A 21,319-nucleotide genomic window follows, 5' to 3' on the forward strand; every position below is an offset into this window, starting at 1 on the left:
CAATAGAATAACAGCTGGAACGCGTTCCATGTCAAGCCTTAATTTGAAAAAATTTCAAATTAGCCGATTTTTTACTAAGGCGGGCTTGAAGTTATGGTTAGAAAGAGGAAAGAAAGTTAAAAGAAAAACCAGCAGTTAACGGGTCTACCCTGCTAGCTTGGCTTTTTGAGGCCAAGTCTGGGGACTGTAACTTCTGGTTCTTCTGTATTGGACTTAGTCTATCAAGGGCCAGCCTTTTCTTGACTGGAGCTTGAAGAGCTCGATGAGCTACTGTCTGCTTGGCCTTCTTGGGAACTGGTCGTTTCAAACTGTTCGGGGTGAAGGGCGCGGTAGCTTGGAGAGTCAAAGAGGTCTGCGGTTGAGACATTTCCTCGTTTGCTATAGAGGCTAGTTGACTGGTCTCCTTTTTGTTTTTCGATTTTTTCTTCGGCCTTGAGCGAATGGGTGTAGGAGTAGTCTTTGGAATTGACCTTGCCCAAATCGTTGCCCTGGTAGAAGCGGATTAAATCGCCGGTCTGGACAGTATCGCTCATTTTGAGCTGATTATTAGCTGCGTTTCTGGCATCTTCGAGTTCCTTTTGGGTCGTTGGATCAGGATTGGTAATTTCAGCTCCAGTCTGGGTATTGTAGATTCGTCCGCTGTAACTAGTATATTTGGGTGTCACAAAATTATTGGTTGAGCGGAAGGTTACAATCTGCTGGTGTTGGGCTGAAAGGAGGTCTTGCCCGACCTGGAGGTACTTGCTAGAGTCGATACCTAGGAGGTGTTCCAAGGTTGGAAGAATATCGATTTGTCCGCCAAAGGTATCGATGATTTTACCAGAGTTCATGCCAGGGACGACTACCATATAAGGCACCCGCTGGAGCATGGCATTGTCATAGCTTGACCAGGTCTCTGAATCCTTACCTAGTAAAGGGGCTAGAGCCGGATTGCGGGAGTTAGAGATACCATAATGGTCCCCATAGAGCACGATAATCGAATTTTCATAGAGTCCGGCTGCCTTGAGATAGTCAAAGAAGGACTTGACAGCAGAGTCTAGGTAATTGGCAGTGGCGAAGTAGCCGTTGATGGTTTCATCCTTGGTAGTCGCCTGAGGGAAACCAATCTCATCTCCAATCAGGCTGGTTGTATAAGGATAGTGGTTGGAAACGGTGATGTACTTGGCATAGAAGGGCTGCTGCAAGTGTTCCAGATACTTGATGGAGTCCTTAAACATAATCTTGTCATTGAGTCCATATTGGAAGGAGTTTTGACTGGTTAGTTTAGAGAAGTAGGACTGATCGAAGAAATAGTTGTAGCCCCATTGTTTATAGGTGGTATTCCGATTCCAGAAGCTACCTGCATTTCCATGGAAAACCGCAGAGGTATAACCTTGCTTGGAGAGGATGAAGGGAGCCGCCTGTTGGGTATTGGTTCCCCCGTAGTTGACCATAAAGGAACCTTGGTTGAGCCCGAAAAGCCCGGTTTCTAACATGGTTTCGGCATCAGAGGTCTTACCGGCCTTGACCTGGTTGAAGATATTGGAGAAGGCCAGGGTCGAGTTGGAATGGTAGAGTGAGTTGAGAAAGGGGGTCACTTCATATTCCTTGTCCTGGGCCTTGAGCTTATAGTCAATCAGGAACTGCTGGAAGCTCTCTAGATGTAGGTAGATGACATTGCGGCCCTTGGCGATACCAAAGTAGTTTTTGTCAGGGGCTGCATAGTGGCTCTTAACATAGTCTTCGACAGGTTTCAAATCCTCGGCTGAAGCCTTGGAGCGTTCTTTATTGGCCTGGTAGGTTTGGTTACCGCTATAACCTAAAAAGGCAGGAAGACCCAAAGCTCGGACAACATAGTAGTTGGAGAAACCGCGGGTCAGGAGCTGGGGCCGGTCAATTTCTGCTAGAAAGAGGTTGGCCGTAAAGAGCATGGTTGATAGGGCAGTAATGGCAAAGCTAGCCCGCTTGTTGAAGGGTCTTTGGTCGAAACGGATTTGCTTCTTATAAAAGAGGTAAACCAGGATGGGAATATCAATTAAGTAGATGATATCCCAGGGACGAAAGAGCTCTAGGGCGGCTTCGCCCAAGCCAGCTGAAACACTGCTGGAGGCTAGCATGGTATTGACCGTCACAAAGTCACTGAACTCCCGATAGTAAATGGCGTTTGAAATCAGCCAGATAAAAAGGAGCAAATAGATGAGGATGGCGACGCTATAAAAGAGCTTGCTACGTTTGAAGTAAAGGGCGAGTCCAATCAAAAGGAGGCCCAGGGGAAGGGGGTTGATAAAGGCTAAAAATACTTGGTATAAACCTTGAATGTCTAAATTAAAATCAATGGCATAGGCCCACATGGTTTTTAGCCAGTAGACCACTAGTAAGGTCAAGACAAACCCTAGTCTTGTACTCATAAAATTGAGTAAATTCCGAGCGATTTTTTTCACAGAACTACTTCCTTGTCTTATTTCCTAAAATTTTCTCTCCTAAGTATATCACATTTTTAATTGAATAGGTAAATTAAGAAGTGGGTCGTCATTTTTTTGAGATAATTCTAAATATTTGATATAATATGAACTATGAAAAAGCTTAGGGTCAGTTTGGCCACCGAAAAAAAGATTAAAAAGGGCCAGCTCCTTTTGGAAAAAAAGGACTTTCCCCACCTAGACTTGGACCATCAGCTGGTTGATTTAATGGACCAAAGGGGTCAGTTTCTGGCTCGGGCCTATCTGTCTCCCCAAAACAAGGGGGTGGGCTGGGTCTTTGCCAAGCAGGCCTTGGATTTGGATGTAGCCTTTTTTAGGGCCCTCTTTGAGCAGGCCAAGGCCAAGCGCCAGTCCTACCGAGATGATGCGGGAACAACAGCCTACCGCCTCTTTAATCAGGAGGGAGATGGCTTTGCAGGTTTCAGCGTGGATCTTTATGGTGACTATGCCCTCTTTTCCTGGTACAATCTCTTTGTCTTTGAGCAAAGGGAAAAGATTAGTCAAGCTTTTCGTGCAGTTTTCCCAGAAGTTTTGGGAGCTTATGAAAAGATTCGTTTTAAGGGGCCTGCTTATGAATCGGCCCACTTATACGGCCAAGCGGCCCCTGAATCTTTTACGATTTTAGAAAATGGCATCCGCTATTCGGTCTTTTTAAATGACGGTTTGATGACTGGAATTTTTCTAGACCAGCATGATGTGCGGGCCAGTCTAAGTCAGGGTCTGGCAACTGGCAAAAGAGTCCTCAATATGTTTTCTTATACGGCGGCCTTTTCTGTGGCAGCAGCCATGGGGGGAGCCCTTGAGACGACTTCGGTTGATTTGGCCAAGCGTAGTCGGGACCTATCCCAGGCTCATTTTCTAGAAAATGGGCTCAGCCTTGATCATCATCAATTTGTGGTTATGGATGTCTTTGCCTACTTTAAGTATGCCAAACGTCATGGTCTGGTTTATGATTTGATCATTCTGGACCCTCCGAGCTTCGCTCGCAATAAGAAAGAGACCTTTTCGGTCGCCAAAGATTACCACCGGCTCATTGCCCAAGCTTTAGATATTTTAGCGGAAGGGGGCTTGATTGTGGCTAGTACCAATGCCGCCAATCTCTCCCGCCAGAAGTTTAAAAAAGAACTCGATAAGGGATTTGCAGGAGTCAAGTATCATTTCCTTGTGGAATGGGGCTTGCCAGCAGATTTCACTTACAATAAAAAAGACGAAAGTAGTAATTACTTAAAAGTATTTACAATTAAGGTAAACCAATGAGATTAGTAGTTCCTGTCATGCCCAAAAGTTTAGAAGAAGTCCAGCAGATTGACGCCAGTCGTTATGCAGAGGCGGACTTGATTGAATGGAGGGCCGACTATTTAGCCAAGGAAGATATTTTAACCGTTGCACCGGCCATCTTTGAAAAGTTTGCTGGGTGGGAATTGATTTTTACGCTTCGCTCTCGCAAGGAGGGGGGGCATATCCAGTTGACAGATGAAGAGTATGTCAGCACCATCAAGGAAATTGCTAGTCTCTACCAGCCTGATTATATCGATTTTGAATATTTTTCTCATAAGCAGGTCTTTGAGCAGATGTTGGAATTTTCCAATCTGATTTTGAGCTACCATAATTTTGAGGAGACCCCAGAGGATTTGATGGAGATTCTATCCGAATTGACCAGTCTGACACCTAAGGTGGTCAAGGTTTCCGTTTTGGCTCAAAATGAGCAGGATGTGCTGGACTTGATGAACTACACTCTAGGCTTTAAGACCCTCAATCCCCAGCAAGAGTATGTGACGGTATCGATGGGCTCTCTGGGCCGCTATTCGCGCCTGGTTGGTGACTTGACTGGCTCTAGCTGGACCTTTGCCAGCCTCGATGAGGCCAGTGCTCCGGGCCAACTGTCCCTCAGCAATATGAAAAAAATTCAGGAGATTCTAAGTGATGAGGATTGATGGTCATACTCGTCTGGCGGCTGTCGTGGCTCAACCAATCAAGCACAGCATTTCCCCCTTTATCCATAATCTAGCCTTTGAGAGGCTGGGGATAAATGGTGTTTATCTGGCCTGGGAGATTGAGAAGCAAGACCTGGCCCAGACGGTGGCCAATATTCGCCGCTATGATATGTATGGAATCAATCTATCCATGCCCTATAAACAGGCGGTCATCCCTTTTTTAGATGAACTCAGTCCGGAAGCCCGCATGATTGGGGCGGTCAATACGGTCATCAATCGTGACGGACTCTTGCTTGGCCATAACACTGACGGTCGGGGCTTCTTTAGGAGCCTGGCTGACTTTTCCATCCAGCAGCAGAAGATGCTGATTTTGGGAACAGGAGGAGCAGCGACCGCCATCATTGCCCAGGCAGCCTTAGATGGGGCCGGAGCCATCACTGTCTTTGGCCGGTCAGCTTCTCTAGAGAGAATGGCAGCTAGATATACCGCCATAGCAGAAGAAACTGGAGTTCCTATCCATCTAAAGTCGATAGAGAATAGGGCAGACCTAGAGGATGAATTAGCCTCAGCCCAGCTATTGGTCAATGCGACCAGTCTAGGAATGGATGGCCGGAGCCTTCCCATTCCTTCCGACTTAATCTTACCCAAAGGACTCCTAGTGGCAGATGTGATTTACCAACCCTTTGAAACACCCTTTTTGAGCCTGGCCAAGGCCCAAGGTTTAAAAACAGTCAATGGTCTGGGCATGCTGCTCTATCAGGCGGCCAGTGCTTTTGAGCTCTGGACGGGACAAGCCATGCCGACCCAACTTATCTGGCAGGAATTAAGCAAAAAATATCAAGAGAAATGAGAGGGACTAGCCCCTATGAAGTTAACTGTAAATCTACCCCACCATCCCTATGATATTATCATTAAAAAGGATTCATTAGCCCAGGCTGGTCAGTGGTTGGCTGGCCTATGGCAGCCCCAGAAGGTCGTGATTATCACAGATAACCATGTAGCCAGTCTTTATGCTGAAAAGGTCAAGTTGAGCTTGGAGGATGCAGGCTTTGAAACCTATGTTTTTGACTTTTTAGAAGGAGAGGCCAGTAAGAACCTCAAGGTTGTCAATAAGGTCTATGAATTTTTGGTCAAGGTCGGCCTAACCAGAAGTGACGGCATTTTGGCCCTAGGTGGCGGTGTGGTCGGTGATTTGGCCGGTTTTGTCGCTTCAACCTATATGCGGGGCCTTCACTTTGTCCAGATTCCAACCAGCCTAACTGCCCAGGTGGACTCCTCCATTGGAGGTAAGACCGGGGTCAATACCCCTTGGGCTAAAAACATGGTTGGAACCTTCGCCCAGCCAGATGGGGTCTTGATTGACCCGCAGGTCCTTTCGACTCTAGGCAAGCGAGAACTTATCGAGGGTATGGGTGAGGTCGTCAAGTATGGTCTGATTGATGATGTCTTACTCTGGAAGGAGCTAGAGGAGATGGATGGTAGCCCAGAGTCCATCTTGGATCGGGCAGAAGAGTTGATTTATCGTTCCTGTGAAGTCAAGCGCAAACTTGTGGTTGAAGACGAGCTGGATAATGGTGTTCGTCTCTACCTAAACTTCGGTCATACCATCGGCCATGCGATTGAGGCTTCAGTTGGTTATGGCCAGGTCATGCACGGAGAGGCAGTAGCCCTAGGTATGGTCCAGGTGTCTCGGATTGCCGAAAAGAAGGGCTTGGTCCGTTCTGGTCTGACCGACCAGATTGTCCGTATGTGTCAGAAATTTCAGCTCCCTGTCAGCTATGATTCCTGGGACAGCCAGGCCCTTTATCAGGCCCTAGTCCATGATAAGAAGGCGCGGGGAAATAGCATCAAGCTAGTTTTGGTGCCTGAAATCGGTTCAGTCAAAATCCATCAACTTCCCCTAACAGAAATGAAAGAATATTTGGAGAGATAAAATGAGATATTTAACAGCAGGTGAGTCGCACGGCCCCCGCTTGACCGCTATTATCGAGGGAGTTCCAGCTGGACTCCCTCTTACAGCTGACTACATCAATGCCGAATTAAAAAGGCGTCAAGGTGGCTATGGTCGTGGTGCCAGAATGAAGATTGAAAGCGATCAGGTCGAGATTACCTCGGGTGTCCGTCATGGTCTGACCATGGGGGGACCTATTACCCTCAATGTCACCAATCTTGACCATCAAAAATGGCTGGAAATCATGAATGTGGCTGACGTTGAGGAAAAGAAGAAAAATCTGCGTAAGATTACCAAGCCTCGACCTGGTCATGCTGACTTGGTTGGCGGGATTAAATACCGCTTTTCTGATCTGCGCAATTCCTTGGAGCGTTCTAGCGCGCGGGAAACAACCATGCGGGTGGCTGTCGGAGCAGTGGCCAAGCGTCTCTTGGAAGAACTCGGTCTTGAAGTGGCCAGCCACATCGTCCGCTTTGGGGGAATTGATATTGAGATTAAGGACGGACTTAGCATTGCTCAAATCAAGGAAGCAGCTAGAAAATCTCAAGTAGCCATTGTTAATCCCGACCAGGAAGAAGAAATCAAGGCCTATATTGATCAGATTAAAAAGGATGGAGACACCATCGGTGGGGTGATTGAAACCATTGTCGGGGGTGTTCCTGTCGGTCTAGGCTCCTTTGTCCAGTGGGATAGAAAATTGGATGCTAAGTTGGCCCAAGGGGTCGTCTCCATCAATGCTTTTAAGGGAGTAGAATTTGGCCTGGGCTTCAAGGTTGGCTCGCTCAAGGGTAGCCAGGTAATGGATGAGATTCTCTGGTCCAAGGAGGCTGGCTTTACCCGTCGCACCAATAATCTCGGTGGCTTTGAGGGCGGGATGACCAACGGTGAACCGATTATCGTTCGGGGCGTAATGAAGCCGATTCCGACCCTTTACAAACCCTTGATGAGTGTGGATATTGAGAGTCATGAGCCCTATAAGGCGACTGTGGAACGCAGTGATCCTACGGCCCTGCCAGCAGCAGGAGTGGTCATGGAGAGCGTGGTGGCTACAGTGCTGGCTACCGAAATCTTAGACAAGTTTTCTTCTGATAATCTAGAGGAATTAAAGGCAGCGGTGGAAGCCCACCGGGCTTATACAAAGGACTTTTAGATGGGGACCTATATCTTAACCATGCTTCTGGTCGGCCTTTTTGCGGGCCTCTTGGGTTCGCTTTTGGGCCTGGGAGGCGGGATTGTCATTACACCAGTCCTGACCCTGGCCTTTGGAGTTGACATTAAGTATGCGGTCGGGGCTTCGATTATCGCTGTTCTGGCTACTAGCTCGGGCTCTGCCTTGGCCTATCTCAAGGACGACATGCTCAATTTACGGATAGCCATGTTTCTAGAGATTTTCACGACCCTGGGCGCCTTTGTAGGAGCCATGCTATCGGTTGTGACCAATGCCCAGATTCTCTTTTTACTCTATGGGGCCCTCATGCTTTTTCAGGCCTTTAATATGTATCAGAAGATTCGCTCCAAAGCCGAGACAGACATCAACCATAAGGCCGACCCCTGGGCTCAAAAGCTCAAGCTAGCAGCTTCCTACTATGATAAGGGTCTGGGGCAGAAGGTCGACTATCAGGTGGATCGTGTGGCAGCTGGTTCGACAGTCATGTTTTTTGCTGGGGTCGTGTCGGCCCTGCTTGGAATTGGAGCTGGTGCCTTTAAGGTCTTGGCCTTAGATACGGTTATGAAAATGCCCCTCAAGGCTAGCTCGGCCACCTCTAACTTTATGATGGGAGTTACAGCCACAGCCTCAGCTATTTTCTACCTATTTATCGGTCAGATTAACCCGGTTCTAGTCACTCCTATTGCCCTAGGGGTGCTTGCAGGCTCCCTACTAGGAAGTCGCTTGATGCCCCATCTACCAGTCAAGCTTTTACGCTGGATTTTCTTACTGGTTCTCCTGGTGACTGGCCTACAGATGTTTATGCGAGGTATGCGATGACAGATAAATTCTTGGAAGAAGAAAAGGACCAACTGGAGCTAGTCATGGGAAAAATCCTGCGCAATGGGATTATCCTTAGCCTGGTCTTGATGCTAGTGGGCTTGTCCATCTTTTTCTTGGGTAATCAAGCTCCCCTTAAGCTGGAAGACCTGGATGCTTTTAATCCCTTGCTTTATCTGACCAGCCATGGTCTTTTTGACGGGCTTTCTCTGATGCTACTGGGACTTTTTATCCTGATTTTAACCCCGATTTTTCGTGTTCTGTCTACCTTTTTTATCTTTTTTAAGACTAAGGACCAGACCTATATGGGCTTTACAGCCCTGGTCCTCCTTATCATCCTCATTTCGATTGTCCTAGCTTTTATTGTGGAGCCCAAGTAAGGAGGGATTATGCCCAAAAAAGTCATTTATATTGCTGGTCTAGGCTTGATTGGTTCCTCCCTAGCCCTAGCTATTAAAAGGGGCCAGCCAGACTATGAGATTCTGGCCTATAATCGGAGTCAAGAGTCCAGAGACATCGCCCTTAAAGAGGGCATGGTTCATGCTGTGACAGACGATTTTGCGGCCTTTGCCCCCTTGGCTGATGTCATCATTTTGGCCCTGCCCATCCAGCAGACCCTGGACTTTTTAGAGGTCCTGTCCCAGCTGGAGCTCAAGGATAAGGTTTTGATTACTGATGCGGGCTCGACCAAGGCTCAGATTGTAGCTGAGGCCGAGGCTTGCTTGCAGGATAGGCCAGTCCGCTTTGTGGGAGGTCATCCCATGGCAGGGAGCCATAAATCGGGTGCCATCGCAGCCGATGTGACCCTGTTTGAAAATGCCTATTATATCTTTAGCCCTTCAAGTTTGACCCAGCCGGGAACCATTGAGGAGATGAAGGAGGTCCTAGTAGGTCTCAAGGCCCGCTTTATTGAGCTTGAGGCCGGCGAGCATGACCTGGTTACTAGCCAGATTAGTCATTTTCCTCATATCCTCGCTTCCAGCCTGATGGAGCAGGCCGGCCACTATCGTAAGGATCATCCCATGACCCAGCATTTTGCAGCCGGTGGTTTTCGGGATATGACCAGGATTGCCGAGAGTGAGCCCGGCATGTGGACCAGTATTCTCTTGACCAATCGCGCAGCCATTCTTGAGCGGATGGAAGATTTTAAAAATCGCCTGGACCAGGTTGCCCAGCTTTTGCAAAGAGGAGATGAAGAGGCCATTTGGCAATTTTTCAATCATGGACGGGAATTGCGCAAGGCCATGGAAATCCATAAAAGGGCTGGTGTGGATAGTTTCTACGACATCTTTATCAATGTTCCCGATGAAGAAGATGCTATCCTGGGAATTTTGGAGTTACTAAGAGGAACTTCGATTGTCAATATCCGAATCAACGAGGAAAATCGGGAAGACATCAACGGAATTTTACAAATTACCTTTAAAAACCGTGAAGATTTAGAAAAATCTGCTAAAATAGTAAGAGAAAATACAAAATATCAAGTCTTTTTAGACTGAGGAGGAAACGATGTCAAATGTTTATGATTTAGCCAATGAATTGGCGCGTGGTTTGCGTGAGCTACCAGAATACCAAGCAGTCGCTGAAAGCAAGAAAGCGGTGGATGCAGATAGTGAGGCCAAGCAAATCTTGGACGACTACCTAGCCTTTCAAGGTGAGCTACAAGTCATGGCCCAGACAGGACAAATGCCAACGCCAGAATTGCAGGAAAAAATGCAGGCTTTCGGTGAAAAAATCCAAGCCAATGCGGTATTATCCGACTTCTTTGCCAAGCAGCAACAGCTTTCTATTTATTTGTCGGACATCGAGCGCATTATCTTTGACCCTGTGCATGAGTTGTTGAATTAGGATTAAAAAATATTTAGATGAATTTAAAAGAAGTAGGCTGTGGCCTACTTCTTTGATTTTTAGAGTTGAATAGAATACCGGAATATGAGGAGTCTAAAATATTCGATAGACTATTGCAAATCATATGTATATAGAGCAACCGCACTATAATTTTCTTCAAATTGAAAGACTACAGGATGCGTCTCATCTTCTAAATTGTAAGAATAAACTCCAGATATTGTTCCGTTGGGTAAGATATTGTCTTGAAGGTGGTTATCTTCTTGGTCATCAAATGATGAAATAGCATATTGTAAATCATTTGATGTATTTTCAGATAGTTGTTTAACATTAACCATTTTTAGGTATAATAATTGAGCATACTGTTCTCTTGAGGATTTGTTAGTTAAAGTGAAATAAACCTTTATAGTTGGTTTACCTTCATAATCGCTCGCTCTCTCAATTCTATCAATTTTTAAAATACCTTCACTGGTAGTCAAAGTCATAGTATCCTTATTCCAAGGACTTGCTTTTTCTTTTTTTGTTTTACTTTCTGATGAACTTTCCCAAGATGAGGAGGAAGTGTTTGTTTCAGCTTTTTCAAGCGTTATCGAATCAAATAAGGTTTCAAAATCTTCCAAATAATCTTTGTTTGTGTCATCATATGCTCCTAGCATAAAAGAAAATAAATGATGATTATGGGTGAAGACGAACATTTTACCAGTCATTTTAGCATCTTTATCATCTTTATAAGTAAAGTCATAAATAAAGAAAGTTTTACCATTTATAGATGTCTCTTTTTCGTTTGAAATGCGTGTAATTATACGTTCATGCGACTCTAGCCCCGTTTTAAAGATCTGCCTTACAAAAGCACTTTCAAAGTTTCCATCAAATTCTTTGGCTTGAATTTGTAACATTCCATAACTAGGATAAAACCAGTTAGTATCTTTGTCATCGGATTCTTTATGCTCCCAATCCTCAGGAACAGAGAATTTAACTCCTCTATAAGTCCATGTTTTTTGTTCCTTTTTCTCATTTTGAGATTGGGAACTTGTTGAAGTTGAATTATCTGTCTTATAATTGGTGCAAGCACTCATTATAAAGATAGACAAGATAGATAAGAAAAGGGCAATAATTTTTAGCTTTTTCATAATAAGCCTCCTAAAACTTTTATACTTCTATTATATATATATATATATAATGTCAAGGAGTTGAAGTATTTTCATAGCCAATCAACCATAAGAATAGTCATAATCCCCTCTTCCATTTCTTTTAAGCAGGAAATGTATTTTTATGGTAAAATAGTAGCAATACGATTGATGAGGTTTTCCATGAAATTACAGACAAATAGTAGGGGCCTTCAAGGTCGCCTTAAGGTTCCAGGTGATAAGTCAATCAGTCATCGCTCCATTATTTTTGGAAGTTTGGCTGAGGGTGAAACAAGGGTTTATGATATTTTACGGGGGGAAGATGTCCTCTCTACCATGCAGGTCTTTCGGGACCTAGGTGTGGATATTCAGGATGACGGTCAGGTGGTAAGGATTGAGGGCCGGGGCTTTTCTGGTCTTAAGGCACCTAAAAATCCTCTTGATATGGGTAATTCAGGAACGTCGATTCGCTTAATTTCAGGCCTTTTGGCCGGTCAGGACTTTGCAGTGGAGATGTTCGGTGATGACAGTCTATCCAAGCGGCCCATGGATAGGGTGACGATTCCCCTCAGACAGATGGGGGCAGAGATAGCTGGACAAACCGAGCGAGACCTTCCTCCTTTGAAATTGCGGGGGAAGAAAAAGCTAGAGCCCATTCACTACCAACTACCGGTAGCCTCGGCCCAGGTCAAGTCAGCCCTGATTTTTGCGGCCTTGCAGACAGAGGGAGAGTCGGTCATCTTAGAAAAGGAACTGACCCGCAACCATACAGAAGATATGATTCAGCAGTTTGGTGGTCAGATTTCTGTCTCTGGCAAGGAAATTCGGATTCGCGGAGGCCAGACCTTCCAGGCCCAAGAGGTAAGAGTGCCAGGGGATATTTCCAGCGCAGCCTTTTGGTTGGTAGCTGGCTTGATTGTCCCTCATTCTAAGATTGTCCTAGAAAATGTCGGTATTAACGAGACCAGGACAGGGATTTTAGATGTGATTAAGGCCATGGGGGGCAAAATCAGCCTAGACCAGATTGACCCCGTAGCCAAGTCAGCCCGTATCACTGTGGAGACATCTGAGCTCAAGGGAACTCTTATCAAGGGGGAAATTATTCCCCGCCTGATTGATGAGCTACCGATTATTGCTCTCTTAGCTACGCAGGCAAGTGGCGAAACGGTAATTGCTGATGCAGAAGAACTCAAGGTCAAGGAAACCGACCGGATTCAGGTGGTGGCCGACGCCCTAAATGCCATGGGAGCTAAGATTACTCCTACAGCTGACGGAATGATTATCGAGGGCAAGACTCCCCTGCATGGGGCTCGGGTCAATACCTTTGGTGACCACCGAATCGGTATGATGACAGCCATTGCTGCCCTCTTGGTCAAGGAGGGAGAGGTGGACTTAGAACGGGCAGAGGCTATCAACACGAGCTACCCTAGCTTCTTTACAGATTTAGAAGGGTTAAATAAGCATGACTAAAGTGCTGTTAGGCTTTATGGGAGCCGGAAAGACCACCTTGGGGCACCTGTTAGACCCTGACTTTTCTGACATGGACGCCCTACTGACTGAGCAGATTGGCCAGCCCATACAGGATTTTTTCGCTCAAGAGGGAGAGACCGCCTTTCGCAGGCTCGAAAGCCAGCTCTTGCAGGATTTGCTGGAGCAACAAGTGCCAGTCATTTCGACAGGGGGTGGGGTTGTTCTTGCTCCTTATAACCGACAACTATTGGCCCAAAATGACTGCAATATTTTTCTAAAGCTGGACTTTGACCGGCTCTATCAACGTTTGCAGGCAGATCAAGAAGCCAAACGTCCCCTCTTTTTAAACCATAGTCGGCAGGAATTTCAAAAGATTTTTGAGGAACGCCAGGCCCTCTATGAGGCTGTGGCAACCCATACTATTGAGGTACTTGATAAGAGTCCTCAAGAAATAGCGGAGATGATTCAATGTTTGTAGCATTTTTAGGGCCCAAGGGCTCTTTTTCCCACCAGGTGGCCCAAAAGGCTTTTCCGCAAGGAGAGCTCAAGGCCTGCCCTAATATTACTGAGGTTATCAAGGCCTATGAGGCAGGCCAGGTGGACTATGCAGTAGTCCCAGTGGAAAATTCGATTGAAGGGAGTGTCCATGAGACCTTGGACTATCTCTTTCACCAGGCCGAAATTCAATCGATTGCTGAAATCGTTCAGCCCATTAAGCAGCAACTGCTGGCGACTAGCCCTAAAAAAAAGATTGAACGGGTCTTTTCTCACCCACAAGCCCTGGCCCAGGGAAAGAAGTACATCGAGGAACATTATCCCCAGGCCAAGTTAGAAATTACCGCCAGTACGGCCTATGCGGCCCGCTTTGTAGCAGAGCATGCCGAGGAGCCTTATGCGGCCATTGCGCCCCATTCGGCAGCCGAGGAGTATGGCCTAGAGGTTATTGCCCAGGATATCCAGGAGATGGCTGAAAATTTCACCCGCTTTTGGATATTGGGACATGAACAGAGACCGTTTGACTTGTCCTTGGAGGAGAGGAAGATTACCCTGGCCTTGACCCTGCCCAATAATCTACCTGGGGCCCTCTATAAGGCCCTATCAACCTTTGCCTGGCGGGGGATTGACCTGACGAAAATCGAAAGCCGGCCTTTAAAAACGGCCTTGGGCGAATATTTTTTCATTATTGACATCAATAATAGCCAAGCCGAGCTGGTCCAGTATGCCTTTGCGGAGCTAGAGACCATCGGCATTTCCTATAAGGTACTCGGCCAATATGATGTCTATCTCATTTCATAGATATTGGGGGAAATATGACAAAAAATTCAGGTAACCTTAGTCATCATGAGGAACTACGCCTTGACTATCTTTACAAAAATTATCATTACCTAAATGATCGTGAAAAACAAGAATACGACTATCTACTAAGAAAAAAAGAAGGCAAGATTGGCCCAACTAGCTCTTCGAGAACAGCTAGGCCAGCCAGCCCTAAGGAGCAGCTGAAAAAGCAGCCAGGACTGACAGACGAGGGCCTTCCCAAGTATCCTGAGCGCCAGTCTAGGAGTCAGGCTAGGCGCAAGACCTCGCTTAAAAAGGAGCAGGAGCCGCTTGGCGCTAAACCTCAAGGACCGCGCAAAAAAAAGAAGTGGAATCTCAAACGAATCCTCAAATGGGTCGGCCTCTTTTTACTCCTAGTCTTAGGGGGCATGCTCTTTATGTTCCTCAAGGGTCTGCTTTCGGTCACAAGTAATCCCAATGCCAAACCAGCCCAGGTCGAGACCTTCAATGGACAAGATACCAAGGACGGGGTTAATATTTTAATCTTGGGAACGGATGGCCGGATTGGTCAGACTTCCGATGAAACTAGGACCGATACCATTATGGTGGTCAATGTCGGCAATAAGGATAAGAAGATTAAAATGGTCAGCTTTATGCGGGATACCCTAGTCCATATTGACGGTGTCAGCCAGGAAGATAGCTACAATACCTATTATGACCAAAAGCTTAATTCTGCCTATACCATCGGGGAGCAGAATAAGCAGCAGGGGGCAGAGTTGGTCCGCGAAATGCTCAAGGATAATTTTGATATTGACATCAAATACTATGCTATGGTCGACTTCTCAACCTTTGCGACAGCCATTGATACCCTCTTTCCAAACGGGGTCGCCATGGATGCCAAATTCTCAACCATTGATGGCGAGCCGGTCAGTGAGGTAGAAGTTCCTGATGACCTCAATATGAAGGACGGGGTAGTGCCCAACCAAACCATCAAGGTTGGCCAGCAACGTATGGATGGCCGGACCCTCCTCAACTATGCCCGCTTCCGGAAGGACGATGAGGGAGACTTTGGTCGGACTCGGCGCCAGCAAGAGGTCATGACTGCTGTCTTGCAGCAGGTCAAGGATCCAACCAAGCTCTTTACCGGATCGGAAGCCCTGGGTAAGGTCTTTGGCCTGACCTCGACCAACATTCCCTATACCTTCCTTTTAACCAACGGTCTCTCAACCATTACCAGCGCTAAAAACGGGATTGAACGGGTAACCGTTCCCGAATATGGCGACTGGGTTGATGATTTTGATATGTACGGTGGACAAGGACTCTTGGTCGACTTTGAGGCCTATAAGAATAAACTAGCCCAGCTAGGTCTGCGTTAAAAGTAAGAAGATAAATAAGCATGAAAAAGCCCACAAGTTAAGAACTTGTGGGCTTTTTGGCTGGTTAAGGCTTCAACGTTTCGGCCTCTTCCTGCTTGAGATAGAGTTGATAAGCATAGTCCTGAACCAGCTTTTTATTTTTCTCTGTGAGCTTGGGAAATACACCGATAATGTGGGTCTTGTCAATAAAATAATCCCGCTCCACATCAAAAATCAACTCCAACTTTCGGATTTCGCTCTCATCAGGGTCATGGGCCCCGCTCTCCCAGGAGGAGTAGGTGGCTGCACTAATTCCTAAAATGAGATAAATATCCTTGGGCCTCAGGTTTAAGGCCAGACGTCTCCTTTGTAACTTTTCATGATCAAACATTTTTTTCTCCCTTTTTGTAACATGATTGTAACTTTTCAAATCTAGTATAGCAGACTCTGCTTGTAAAAACAATCCTTTTGTCGAGAAAAAATATTCTTTGTAAAATTCGACAAATCAAGTATAATAGGGATAGGATTAAAGTTAGAAAGAAGCACCATCATGTTGAAAAAAAATGACCTCTTGGAGGTAGAAATTGTTGACTTGAGTCACGAAGGTCTGGGAATTGCTAAGGCCCAGGGTCTGGTCTTTTTTATTGAAAATGCCCTGCCTGGGGAAAAAATCCTTATGCGGATACTCAAGGTCAATAAAAAGATTGCCTACGGAAGGGTAGAAGAATGGCTAAAAAAATCGCCCCATCGCAAGGAAAACCTTGATGTGGCTTATTTGCGGACAGGGATTGCTGATTTGGGCCATCTAGCCTATGAAGAGCAACTCAAGTTTAAGCAAAAGCAGGTGGCAGATAGCCTCTATAAAATTGCAGGGATTTCTGATGTGGAAGTCGCTCCAACCCTGGGTATGGCTCAACCCTTTCACTATCGCAACAAGGCCCAGGTGCCTGTTCGTCGTGTTCAGGGTCAGCTGGAAACGGGTTTCTTTCGCAAGAACTCCCATGACCTCTTGCCAATTGAGGATTTCTATATCCAGCAGCCAGAAATTGATGCACTTATTCTAGCAGTACGCGACCTCTTGCGCCGCTTTGACCTCAAGCCTTACGATGAAAAAGAGCGCTCGGGGCTCATTCGTAATATCGTTGTCAGGCGCGGGTATTATAGCGGGGAAATGATGCTGATTTTGGTGACGACCCGTCCCAAGATTTTCCGCGTGGAGCAGCTGATTGAGCGCCTAGTGGAGCAATTTCCGACCATTAAGTCGGTCATGCAAAACATCAACGACCAAGCAGGCAATGCCATTTTTGGTAAGGAATTTCGTACCCTTTACGGGCAGGATTTTATCACCGATAGCATGCTGGGCAATGAGTTTGAGATTGCTGCGCCAGCCTTTTACCAGGTTAATACTCAAATGGCAGAGCAGCTTTATCAGGTGGCCATTGACTTTTCAGACTTGACCGCAGATAGTGTGGTCCTTGATGCCTACTCGGGTATCGGGACCATCGGGCTGTCTCTGGCCAAGCAGGTCAAGGCGGTCTATGGCGTGGAAGTGGTGGCTGAGGCTGTAAAAAATAGCCAGCGTAATGCAGAACTTAACGGCATCACCAACGCCCATTATGTTTGCGCCAGCGCAGAAAGTGCCATGAAGGACTGGCAAAAGCAAGGCATCCAGCCGGATGTCATCATCGTTGACCCACCGCGAAAAGGCTTGACCGAGAGCTTTATCAGAGCCAGCGTTGAGATGGCGCCTAAGAAAATCACCTACATTTCCTGCAATGTCACCACCATGGCGCGCGACCTCAAACTCTACCAAGAACTGGGCTACCAGCTCCGCAAAATCCAACCCGTTGACCTCTTCCCGCAAACACATCATGTGGAATGTATAGGGGTGTTGGAGAGAGAGGACTAAAAATCCTTGATGCAAGGCTGTGGTTTGCCGTCAGTCCATACAAAAATTATTGGGCTTCTAGCAGCGAGAGTTTTTGAAGATTAATGGATAAATGGAGGACGTTATATGAGTATTTGGGATGACTTAAAACTGGTTCACTTAGCTAGTAATGCTTCTTTTAGTAGAGGATTGGGCTATTATCAAAGCAAGGCAGTGCTAAGTGGAGAAGAGAGTGAGGTTGGTGTTTGTAAGGGGCAAGTTAGTGGTTCGCAAGACAATATTTACAATGTTGTCATCAATATCAACCATCCTAGAAAGTCAAGTTGTACTTGCCCATTTGCGGCAGGTAGGCGAGTGATTTGTAAACATATGGTTGCCTTATATTTTTATCATTTCCCTGAACAAGCAGATGCTGTTCTTGCAGAATGGGAAGAGGAGGAACGTGAAAAAGAAGAGCGCTATCAGCAATGGGAAGCTGATTATACCATGTTCCGACAGAAAAAGGTCGATGAAGTCACTGCCTATGTGAAGAGCTTAAGTGATGACCAGATCAGAGAAGAATTAATAAAGGCCCTTTTAAAAGAGTTTGAGTATAATTATCCAGATTATGATGAGTGGGATAACTATGATGACGACTATTATTTCTGATTGTTAGTAAGGAAGGAGTCAGCGTTCGATTTTTTGAAAGGATAGGAATAGAAGTAAAACTATAACTGTATAGTAGAAAATAGGCTGTGGCTACAGTGAGAAATCATTGCAGTTATAGCCTACTTGTGTTTCTAATGTAGGAGTCTTGGAGAAGATCTAAGCTTTCCTAGTCTAGTAATTTGTTTTCGAGTGAATAAATATAACAAATATGTTATAATTAAATAAAAAAAGGAGGCTTTTATCATGGAATTTTTGCTTGATAAGAGTATGGCAGAGCTGGGTGTTACGGATGTAGTGCTTGGGATTGCCAGAAACCTTGACCCAGAAACCGAATTACCCCAAACATTTGAGCAAAAACTAGAGGAAAAAGAGCAGTGGGCGCTAAATGTAAACTTGGAAGATGTGGAGCTTAACCCGACCATTGAGGGCTATCAGGAGATGATTGCCCAAGTAGGTCGAAGTGTCAAGAAAAATTCTCCGACGGCCCTGGCCCTGATTAAAAATATCAAGCGCAGGGGTAGCCTTCCTCGTATCAATAGTATCGTGGATATTTATAATGTGGAGTCCCTGACTTCTCTGCTTGCCATAGGGGCCCATGACTTTGATAAGGTAGCCTTTCCGCTGACGGTCACCCTTTGTGGAAAAGAAGACACTTTTTATCCCATTTCTTCCAATGCTAAGCATGTGGCAGAGACCGACTTTGTTTATCGGGACCAAAAAGGCATTATGGCTTGGTTGGATGTCCGAGACTCGGAGCATTACAAGCTAGATGAAACCAGCAAAAACGCCCTCTTTGTCATTCAGGGCAATGCCCAGACTTCTGTTGATATGCGGCTTGCGGCATTGGAAAGAATTGGTGCTGACTTAAAAGCAGCCATGCCTGAGCTAGAATTTGAAAGACAAGTCTTTCATGTGGGGGCATGAACGGACGCAGCTGGCATAATCTTTGAATGTGTGAGGTTAAGAGCGAATGCAACAATACTTACTTGAAACACCTATGCTAGATTTTTCTGCTACAAGTATCCAAAAGCTGATAAATGATAGGCAGTGGAAAATGCTGGATGAATACAATCGTATCCAGCAAATATACAATTTTGTTCGTGACGAGATTCTCTTTGGTTATAATGTTGATGACAGTATTTCAGCATCGAAAGTATTGGCGGATGGTTATGGACAATGCAATACCAAGGGAACTCTTTTTATGGCACTGCTTCGTGGGGTCGGTATTCCCTGTCGCATACATGGCTTTACCATTGACAAGGAATTGCAAAAAGGTGCGATGACTGGTTTTGTCTATAAAAATGCTCCTCAAAATATTTTTCACAGCTGGGTAGAAGTAGATTTGGATGGAGTTTGGTATGAGTTAGAAGCCTTTATTTTAGACAAAAAGTATCTTTCGCAACTTCAAGCGACGAATGCTAGCTGTTCGGGTGCCTTTTGTGGTTATGGCATGGCTGTCAAAGATTTTCATCATCCGGTGATTGATTTTGAAAGAAATAATACCTATATTCAAAGTGAGGGAATCAATCAGGATTTTGGTATTTATGCTTGTCCAGATGATTTACTAAAAGAGCACCAGCAGGAACTGTCTCCCATTAAATCCTTATTTTATCGCCATCTTGCTAGGCACTTGATGAACCGTAATGTCAAAAAAATCAGAAATAAATCCTAATTTAATGGTCAAGGCTATCCATCCCCTGAGCAGAAGCTCAGGGGATTTTGTTCTTTTCAGTCTGGATTAAGCAGTGGGAGAAGGTTTTGGATTGAAGCTTTAAAGGGCGGAAGGGTTCAAAATGGAGCAAGCAGGGCTTTGAAGCTATCAAGGCTCTTGACAAATGCTCCTTTCTCCTCTATACTTATATCAGTTAATATTGCTTTAAACGTGTCCTGTGAGGCATGAAAGTCAGAAAAATTGGGGATAGTTGGACTAACCTCTCATTTTGCTATAGACTTTTAGCTCAGGGCCTTGGCTCTGAGTTTTTGATTTTAAAGGGTATTCAATAATAATGGCAGTCTGTGAGCTGCCCTTAAGGAGGAACTTATGTCAAAATTGTCTTTAGACAAGAATAACTGGCGGACCTTGACCGCTGCGATTGTCGCTTCAGGAACAGATGACTTAAATGTGATGTTTCTGGCCTTTTCTATGTCGTCCATCATCAAGGACCTGGAGATTTCCAGTACAGCAGGGGGTTGGATTGGGACCTTTACCAATCTAGGTATGCTGGCTGGTGGTTTGATTTTTGGTTTGCTAGCGGACCGCTATCATAAATTCAAGGTCTTTAAGTGGACCATTCTCATCTTCTCGCTGGCAACGGGCTTGATTTATTTTACTCAAAATATCTACTATCTTTATTTACTGCGTTTTATCGCTGGTATGGGAGTCGGTGGTGAATACGGGGTAGCCATTGCCATCATGGCGGGTATCGTGCCGGCTGATAAGATGGGTAAGATTTCTTCCTTAAATGGAATTGCCGGGCAGATTGGGGCCATTAGTTCAGCTGTTTTGGCTGGTTGGTTGGCTCCGGCCCTGGGCTGGCGAGGACTCTATCTTTTTGGTTTGGCCCCGATTCTTTTGGTTATCTGGATGGTGCTGGCTATTGATGATCAGCAGATTTGGGATCGGTCTGGTCGGCCAGAAGACCCCGAGGAAACCAGTCAGCCGGTCAAGATTAGTCAGCTCTTTAATCGTCCTGCCCTAGCAGCCCAGACCCTGGCCCTGATGGTTATGACAACGGTCCAGATTGCCGGTTATTTCGGAATGATGAATTGGCTGCCAACTATTGTGCAGACCAGTCTTCATATTTCGGTCAAGGATTCTTCCCTTTGGATGGTTTCAACTATTTTGGGCATGTGTTTGGGGATGTTGGTCTTTGGTCAGATTTTGGATAAGTGGGGTCCCCGTCTGGTTTATTCTATTTTCCTCTTGGCCTCTTCGGTCTGCGTTTTCCTTTTCCAATATGCAAATTCGATGACGACCATGTTGGTCGGCGGGGCCATTGTCGGCTTCTTTGTCAACGGAATGTTTGCTGGCTATGGGGCCATGATTACCCGGCTTTATCCCCATCATATCCGCTCCACAGCCAATAATGTGATTTTAAATGTGGGAAGGGCTATCGGTGGTTTTTCTTCGGTTATTATCGGGAAAATCCTTGATTTATCGGGTGCTTCCATGGTAATGATCTTTCTTTCAGGCCTCTATCTCCTGAGTTTTCTGGCTCTTTGGACCATGAAAAATCTCAAGGCCAGTCGATACTTTAGCCTGGATAAATAATTTATAAAGCGAATGAGTTAAGGAGCTAGCTAGAATGACTGTCCATCAGTTATTTTACCTGGCTTCTTTTTTTTGCAAAAATTACTTCCATATGGTAATATTGTTAGTGAAT

At 45.6% G+C, this 21,319-nt stretch carries 20 protein-coding genes and 2 pseudogenes; 19 read left to right on the forward strand and 3 right to left on the reverse strand.

Annotated elements, in window-relative coordinates:
* Positions 1-221 precede the first annotated feature (221 nt).
* Positions 222-2,420, reverse strand: a complete 2,199-nt coding sequence (locus C4K46_RS03595; RefSeq protein WP_209627502.1) for an LTA synthase family protein — start codon at positions 2,418-2,420, stop codon at positions 222-224.
* 132 nt (positions 2,421-2,552) lie between these two features.
* On the opposite strand from C4K46_RS03595, the gene C4K46_RS03600 reads away from it, so the two are divergent.
* Genes C4K46_RS03600 through C4K46_RS03640 form a run of 9 tightly spaced genes read left to right on the forward strand, consistent with a single transcriptional unit; the run spans position 2,553 to position 10,176 of the window.
* Complete coding sequence (locus tag C4K46_RS03600) at positions 2,553-3,716, forward strand: class I SAM-dependent rRNA methyltransferase (protein WP_209627503.1); 1,164 nt, start codon at positions 2,553-2,555, stop codon at positions 3,714-3,716.
* Positions 3,713-4,393 (forward strand): type I 3-dehydroquinate dehydratase, encoded by a 681-nt coding sequence (gene aroD / locus C4K46_RS03605; RefSeq protein WP_209627505.1) that lies wholly within the window; start codon positions 3,713-3,715, stop codon positions 4,391-4,393. The genes C4K46_RS03600 and aroD overlap by 4 nt, the downstream gene beginning before the upstream one ends.
* Positions 4,383-5,243, forward strand: coding sequence for a shikimate dehydrogenase (locus C4K46_RS03610; protein WP_209627782.1), 861 nt, complete (start codon positions 4,383-4,385; stop codon positions 5,241-5,243). The genes aroD and C4K46_RS03610 overlap by 11 nt, the downstream gene beginning before the upstream one ends.
* A 15-nt stretch (positions 5,244-5,258) precedes the next feature.
* Entirely contained in the window at positions 5,259-6,326 is a 1,068-nt protein-coding gene (gene aroB, locus C4K46_RS03615; RefSeq protein ID WP_209627507.1) for a 3-dehydroquinate synthase, read from the forward strand.
* 1 nt (position 6,327) lies between these two features.
* Positions 6,328-7,494, forward strand: a complete 1,167-nt coding sequence (gene aroC / locus C4K46_RS03620; protein WP_209627509.1) for a chorismate synthase — start codon at positions 6,328-6,330, stop codon at positions 7,492-7,494.
* Positions 7,495-8,331, forward strand: a complete 837-nt coding sequence (locus C4K46_RS03625) for a sulfite exporter TauE/SafE family protein (RefSeq protein ID WP_209627511.1) — start codon at positions 7,495-7,497, stop codon at positions 8,329-8,331.
* Complete coding sequence (locus C4K46_RS03630; protein ID WP_209627513.1) at positions 8,328-8,711, forward strand: DUF1634 domain-containing protein; 384 nt, start codon at positions 8,328-8,330, stop codon at positions 8,709-8,711. The genes C4K46_RS03625 and C4K46_RS03630 overlap by 4 nt, the downstream gene beginning before the upstream one ends.
* Positions 8,712-8,720: 9 nt before the next feature.
* Positions 8,721-9,827 carry a prephenate dehydrogenase gene (locus tag C4K46_RS03635; protein ID WP_209627515.1) on the forward strand — a complete coding sequence of 369 codons (1,107 nt, stop codon included), beginning with the start codon at positions 8,721-8,723 and terminating at the stop codon, positions 9,825-9,827.
* A gap of 10 nt (positions 9,828-9,837) precedes the next feature.
* A complete protein-coding gene (locus tag C4K46_RS03640; RefSeq protein ID WP_209627517.1) occupies positions 9,838-10,176 on the forward strand; it encodes a YlbF/YmcA family competence regulator in 339 nt (112 codons plus the stop codon).
* Between the two features lie 110 nt (positions 10,177-10,286).
* Here the strand turns inward: C4K46_RS03640 and C4K46_RS03645 are convergent, their stop codons facing one another.
* The gene (locus tag C4K46_RS03645) at positions 10,287-11,303 is read right to left on the reverse strand and encodes a DUF5067 domain-containing protein (protein ID WP_209627519.1); all 1,017 of its coding nucleotides are present in this window, start codon (positions 11,301-11,303) and stop codon (positions 10,287-10,289) included.
* A gap of 180 nt (positions 11,304-11,483) precedes the next feature.
* On the opposite strand from C4K46_RS03645, the gene aroA reads away from it, so the two are divergent.
* The 5 genes and pseudogenes from aroA to C4K46_RS03665 form a co-directional block, all read left to right on the forward strand.
* On the forward strand, positions 11,484-12,770 hold the full coding sequence (gene aroA / locus C4K46_RS03650; RefSeq protein ID WP_209627521.1) for a 3-phosphoshikimate 1-carboxyvinyltransferase: 1,287 nt from the start codon (positions 11,484-11,486) through the stop codon (positions 12,768-12,770).
* Positions 12,763-13,248 (forward strand): shikimate kinase, encoded by a 486-nt coding sequence (locus tag C4K46_RS03655; RefSeq protein WP_209627523.1) that lies wholly within the window; start codon positions 12,763-12,765, stop codon positions 13,246-13,248. Before aroA ends, C4K46_RS03655 begins: the two co-directional genes overlap by 8 nt.
* Entirely contained in the window at positions 13,239-14,066 is an 828-nt protein-coding gene (gene pheA / locus C4K46_RS03660; RefSeq protein ID WP_209627525.1) for a prephenate dehydratase, read from the forward strand. The genes C4K46_RS03655 and pheA overlap by 10 nt, the downstream gene beginning before the upstream one ends.
* 14 nt (positions 14,067-14,080) lie before the next feature.
* Positions 14,081-14,216: pseudogene (locus C4K46_RS10710) on the forward strand (LCP family protein); the annotation flags it as partial.
* Between the two features lie 191 nt (positions 14,217-14,407).
* A pseudogene (locus tag C4K46_RS03665) lies at positions 14,408-15,421 on the forward strand (LCP family protein); the annotation flags it as partial.
* A 64-nt stretch (positions 15,422-15,485) separates the two neighbouring features.
* Here the strand turns inward: C4K46_RS03665 and C4K46_RS03670 are convergent.
* Positions 15,486-15,791, reverse strand: a complete 306-nt coding sequence (locus tag C4K46_RS03670; RefSeq protein ID WP_209627529.1) for a helix-turn-helix domain-containing protein — start codon at positions 15,789-15,791, stop codon at positions 15,486-15,488.
* 159 nt (positions 15,792-15,950) lie between these two features.
* Between C4K46_RS03670 and rlmD the strand changes: the two genes are divergently transcribed.
* From rlmD to C4K46_RS03695, 5 genes are all read left to right on the forward strand, one after another.
* Positions 15,951-17,309 carry a 23S rRNA (uracil(1939)-C(5))-methyltransferase RlmD gene (gene rlmD / locus C4K46_RS03675; protein WP_209627531.1) on the forward strand — a complete coding sequence of 453 codons (1,359 nt, stop codon included), beginning with the start codon at positions 15,951-15,953 and terminating at the stop codon, positions 17,307-17,309.
* A gap of 105 nt (positions 17,310-17,414) precedes the next feature.
* Entirely contained in the window at positions 17,415-17,936 is a 522-nt protein-coding gene (locus C4K46_RS03680; protein ID WP_209627533.1) for an SWIM zinc finger family protein, read from the forward strand.
* 243 nt (positions 17,937-18,179) lie between these two features.
* Positions 18,180-18,860 carry a B3/B4 domain-containing protein gene (locus tag C4K46_RS03685; RefSeq protein WP_209627535.1) on the forward strand — a complete coding sequence of 227 codons (681 nt, stop codon included), beginning with the start codon at positions 18,180-18,182 and terminating at the stop codon, positions 18,858-18,860.
* Between the two features lie 46 nt (positions 18,861-18,906).
* Positions 18,907-19,608: a transglutaminase-like domain-containing protein gene (locus C4K46_RS03690; RefSeq protein ID WP_209627536.1), complete on the forward strand. Its 702-nt coding sequence runs from the start codon at positions 18,907-18,909 to the stop codon at positions 19,606-19,608.
* Between the two features lie 369 nt (positions 19,609-19,977).
* Complete coding sequence (locus C4K46_RS03695) at positions 19,978-21,207, forward strand: MFS transporter (protein WP_209627537.1); 1,230 nt, start codon at positions 19,978-19,980, stop codon at positions 21,205-21,207.
* Positions 21,208-21,319 lie beyond the last annotated feature (112 nt).

Origin of the sequence: Streptococcus oricebi (genome assembly GCF_017883985.1) — a bacterium.
In the GTDB taxonomy this organism is placed as follows: domain Bacteria; phylum Bacillota; class Bacilli; order Lactobacillales; family Streptococcaceae; genus Streptococcus; species Streptococcus oricebi.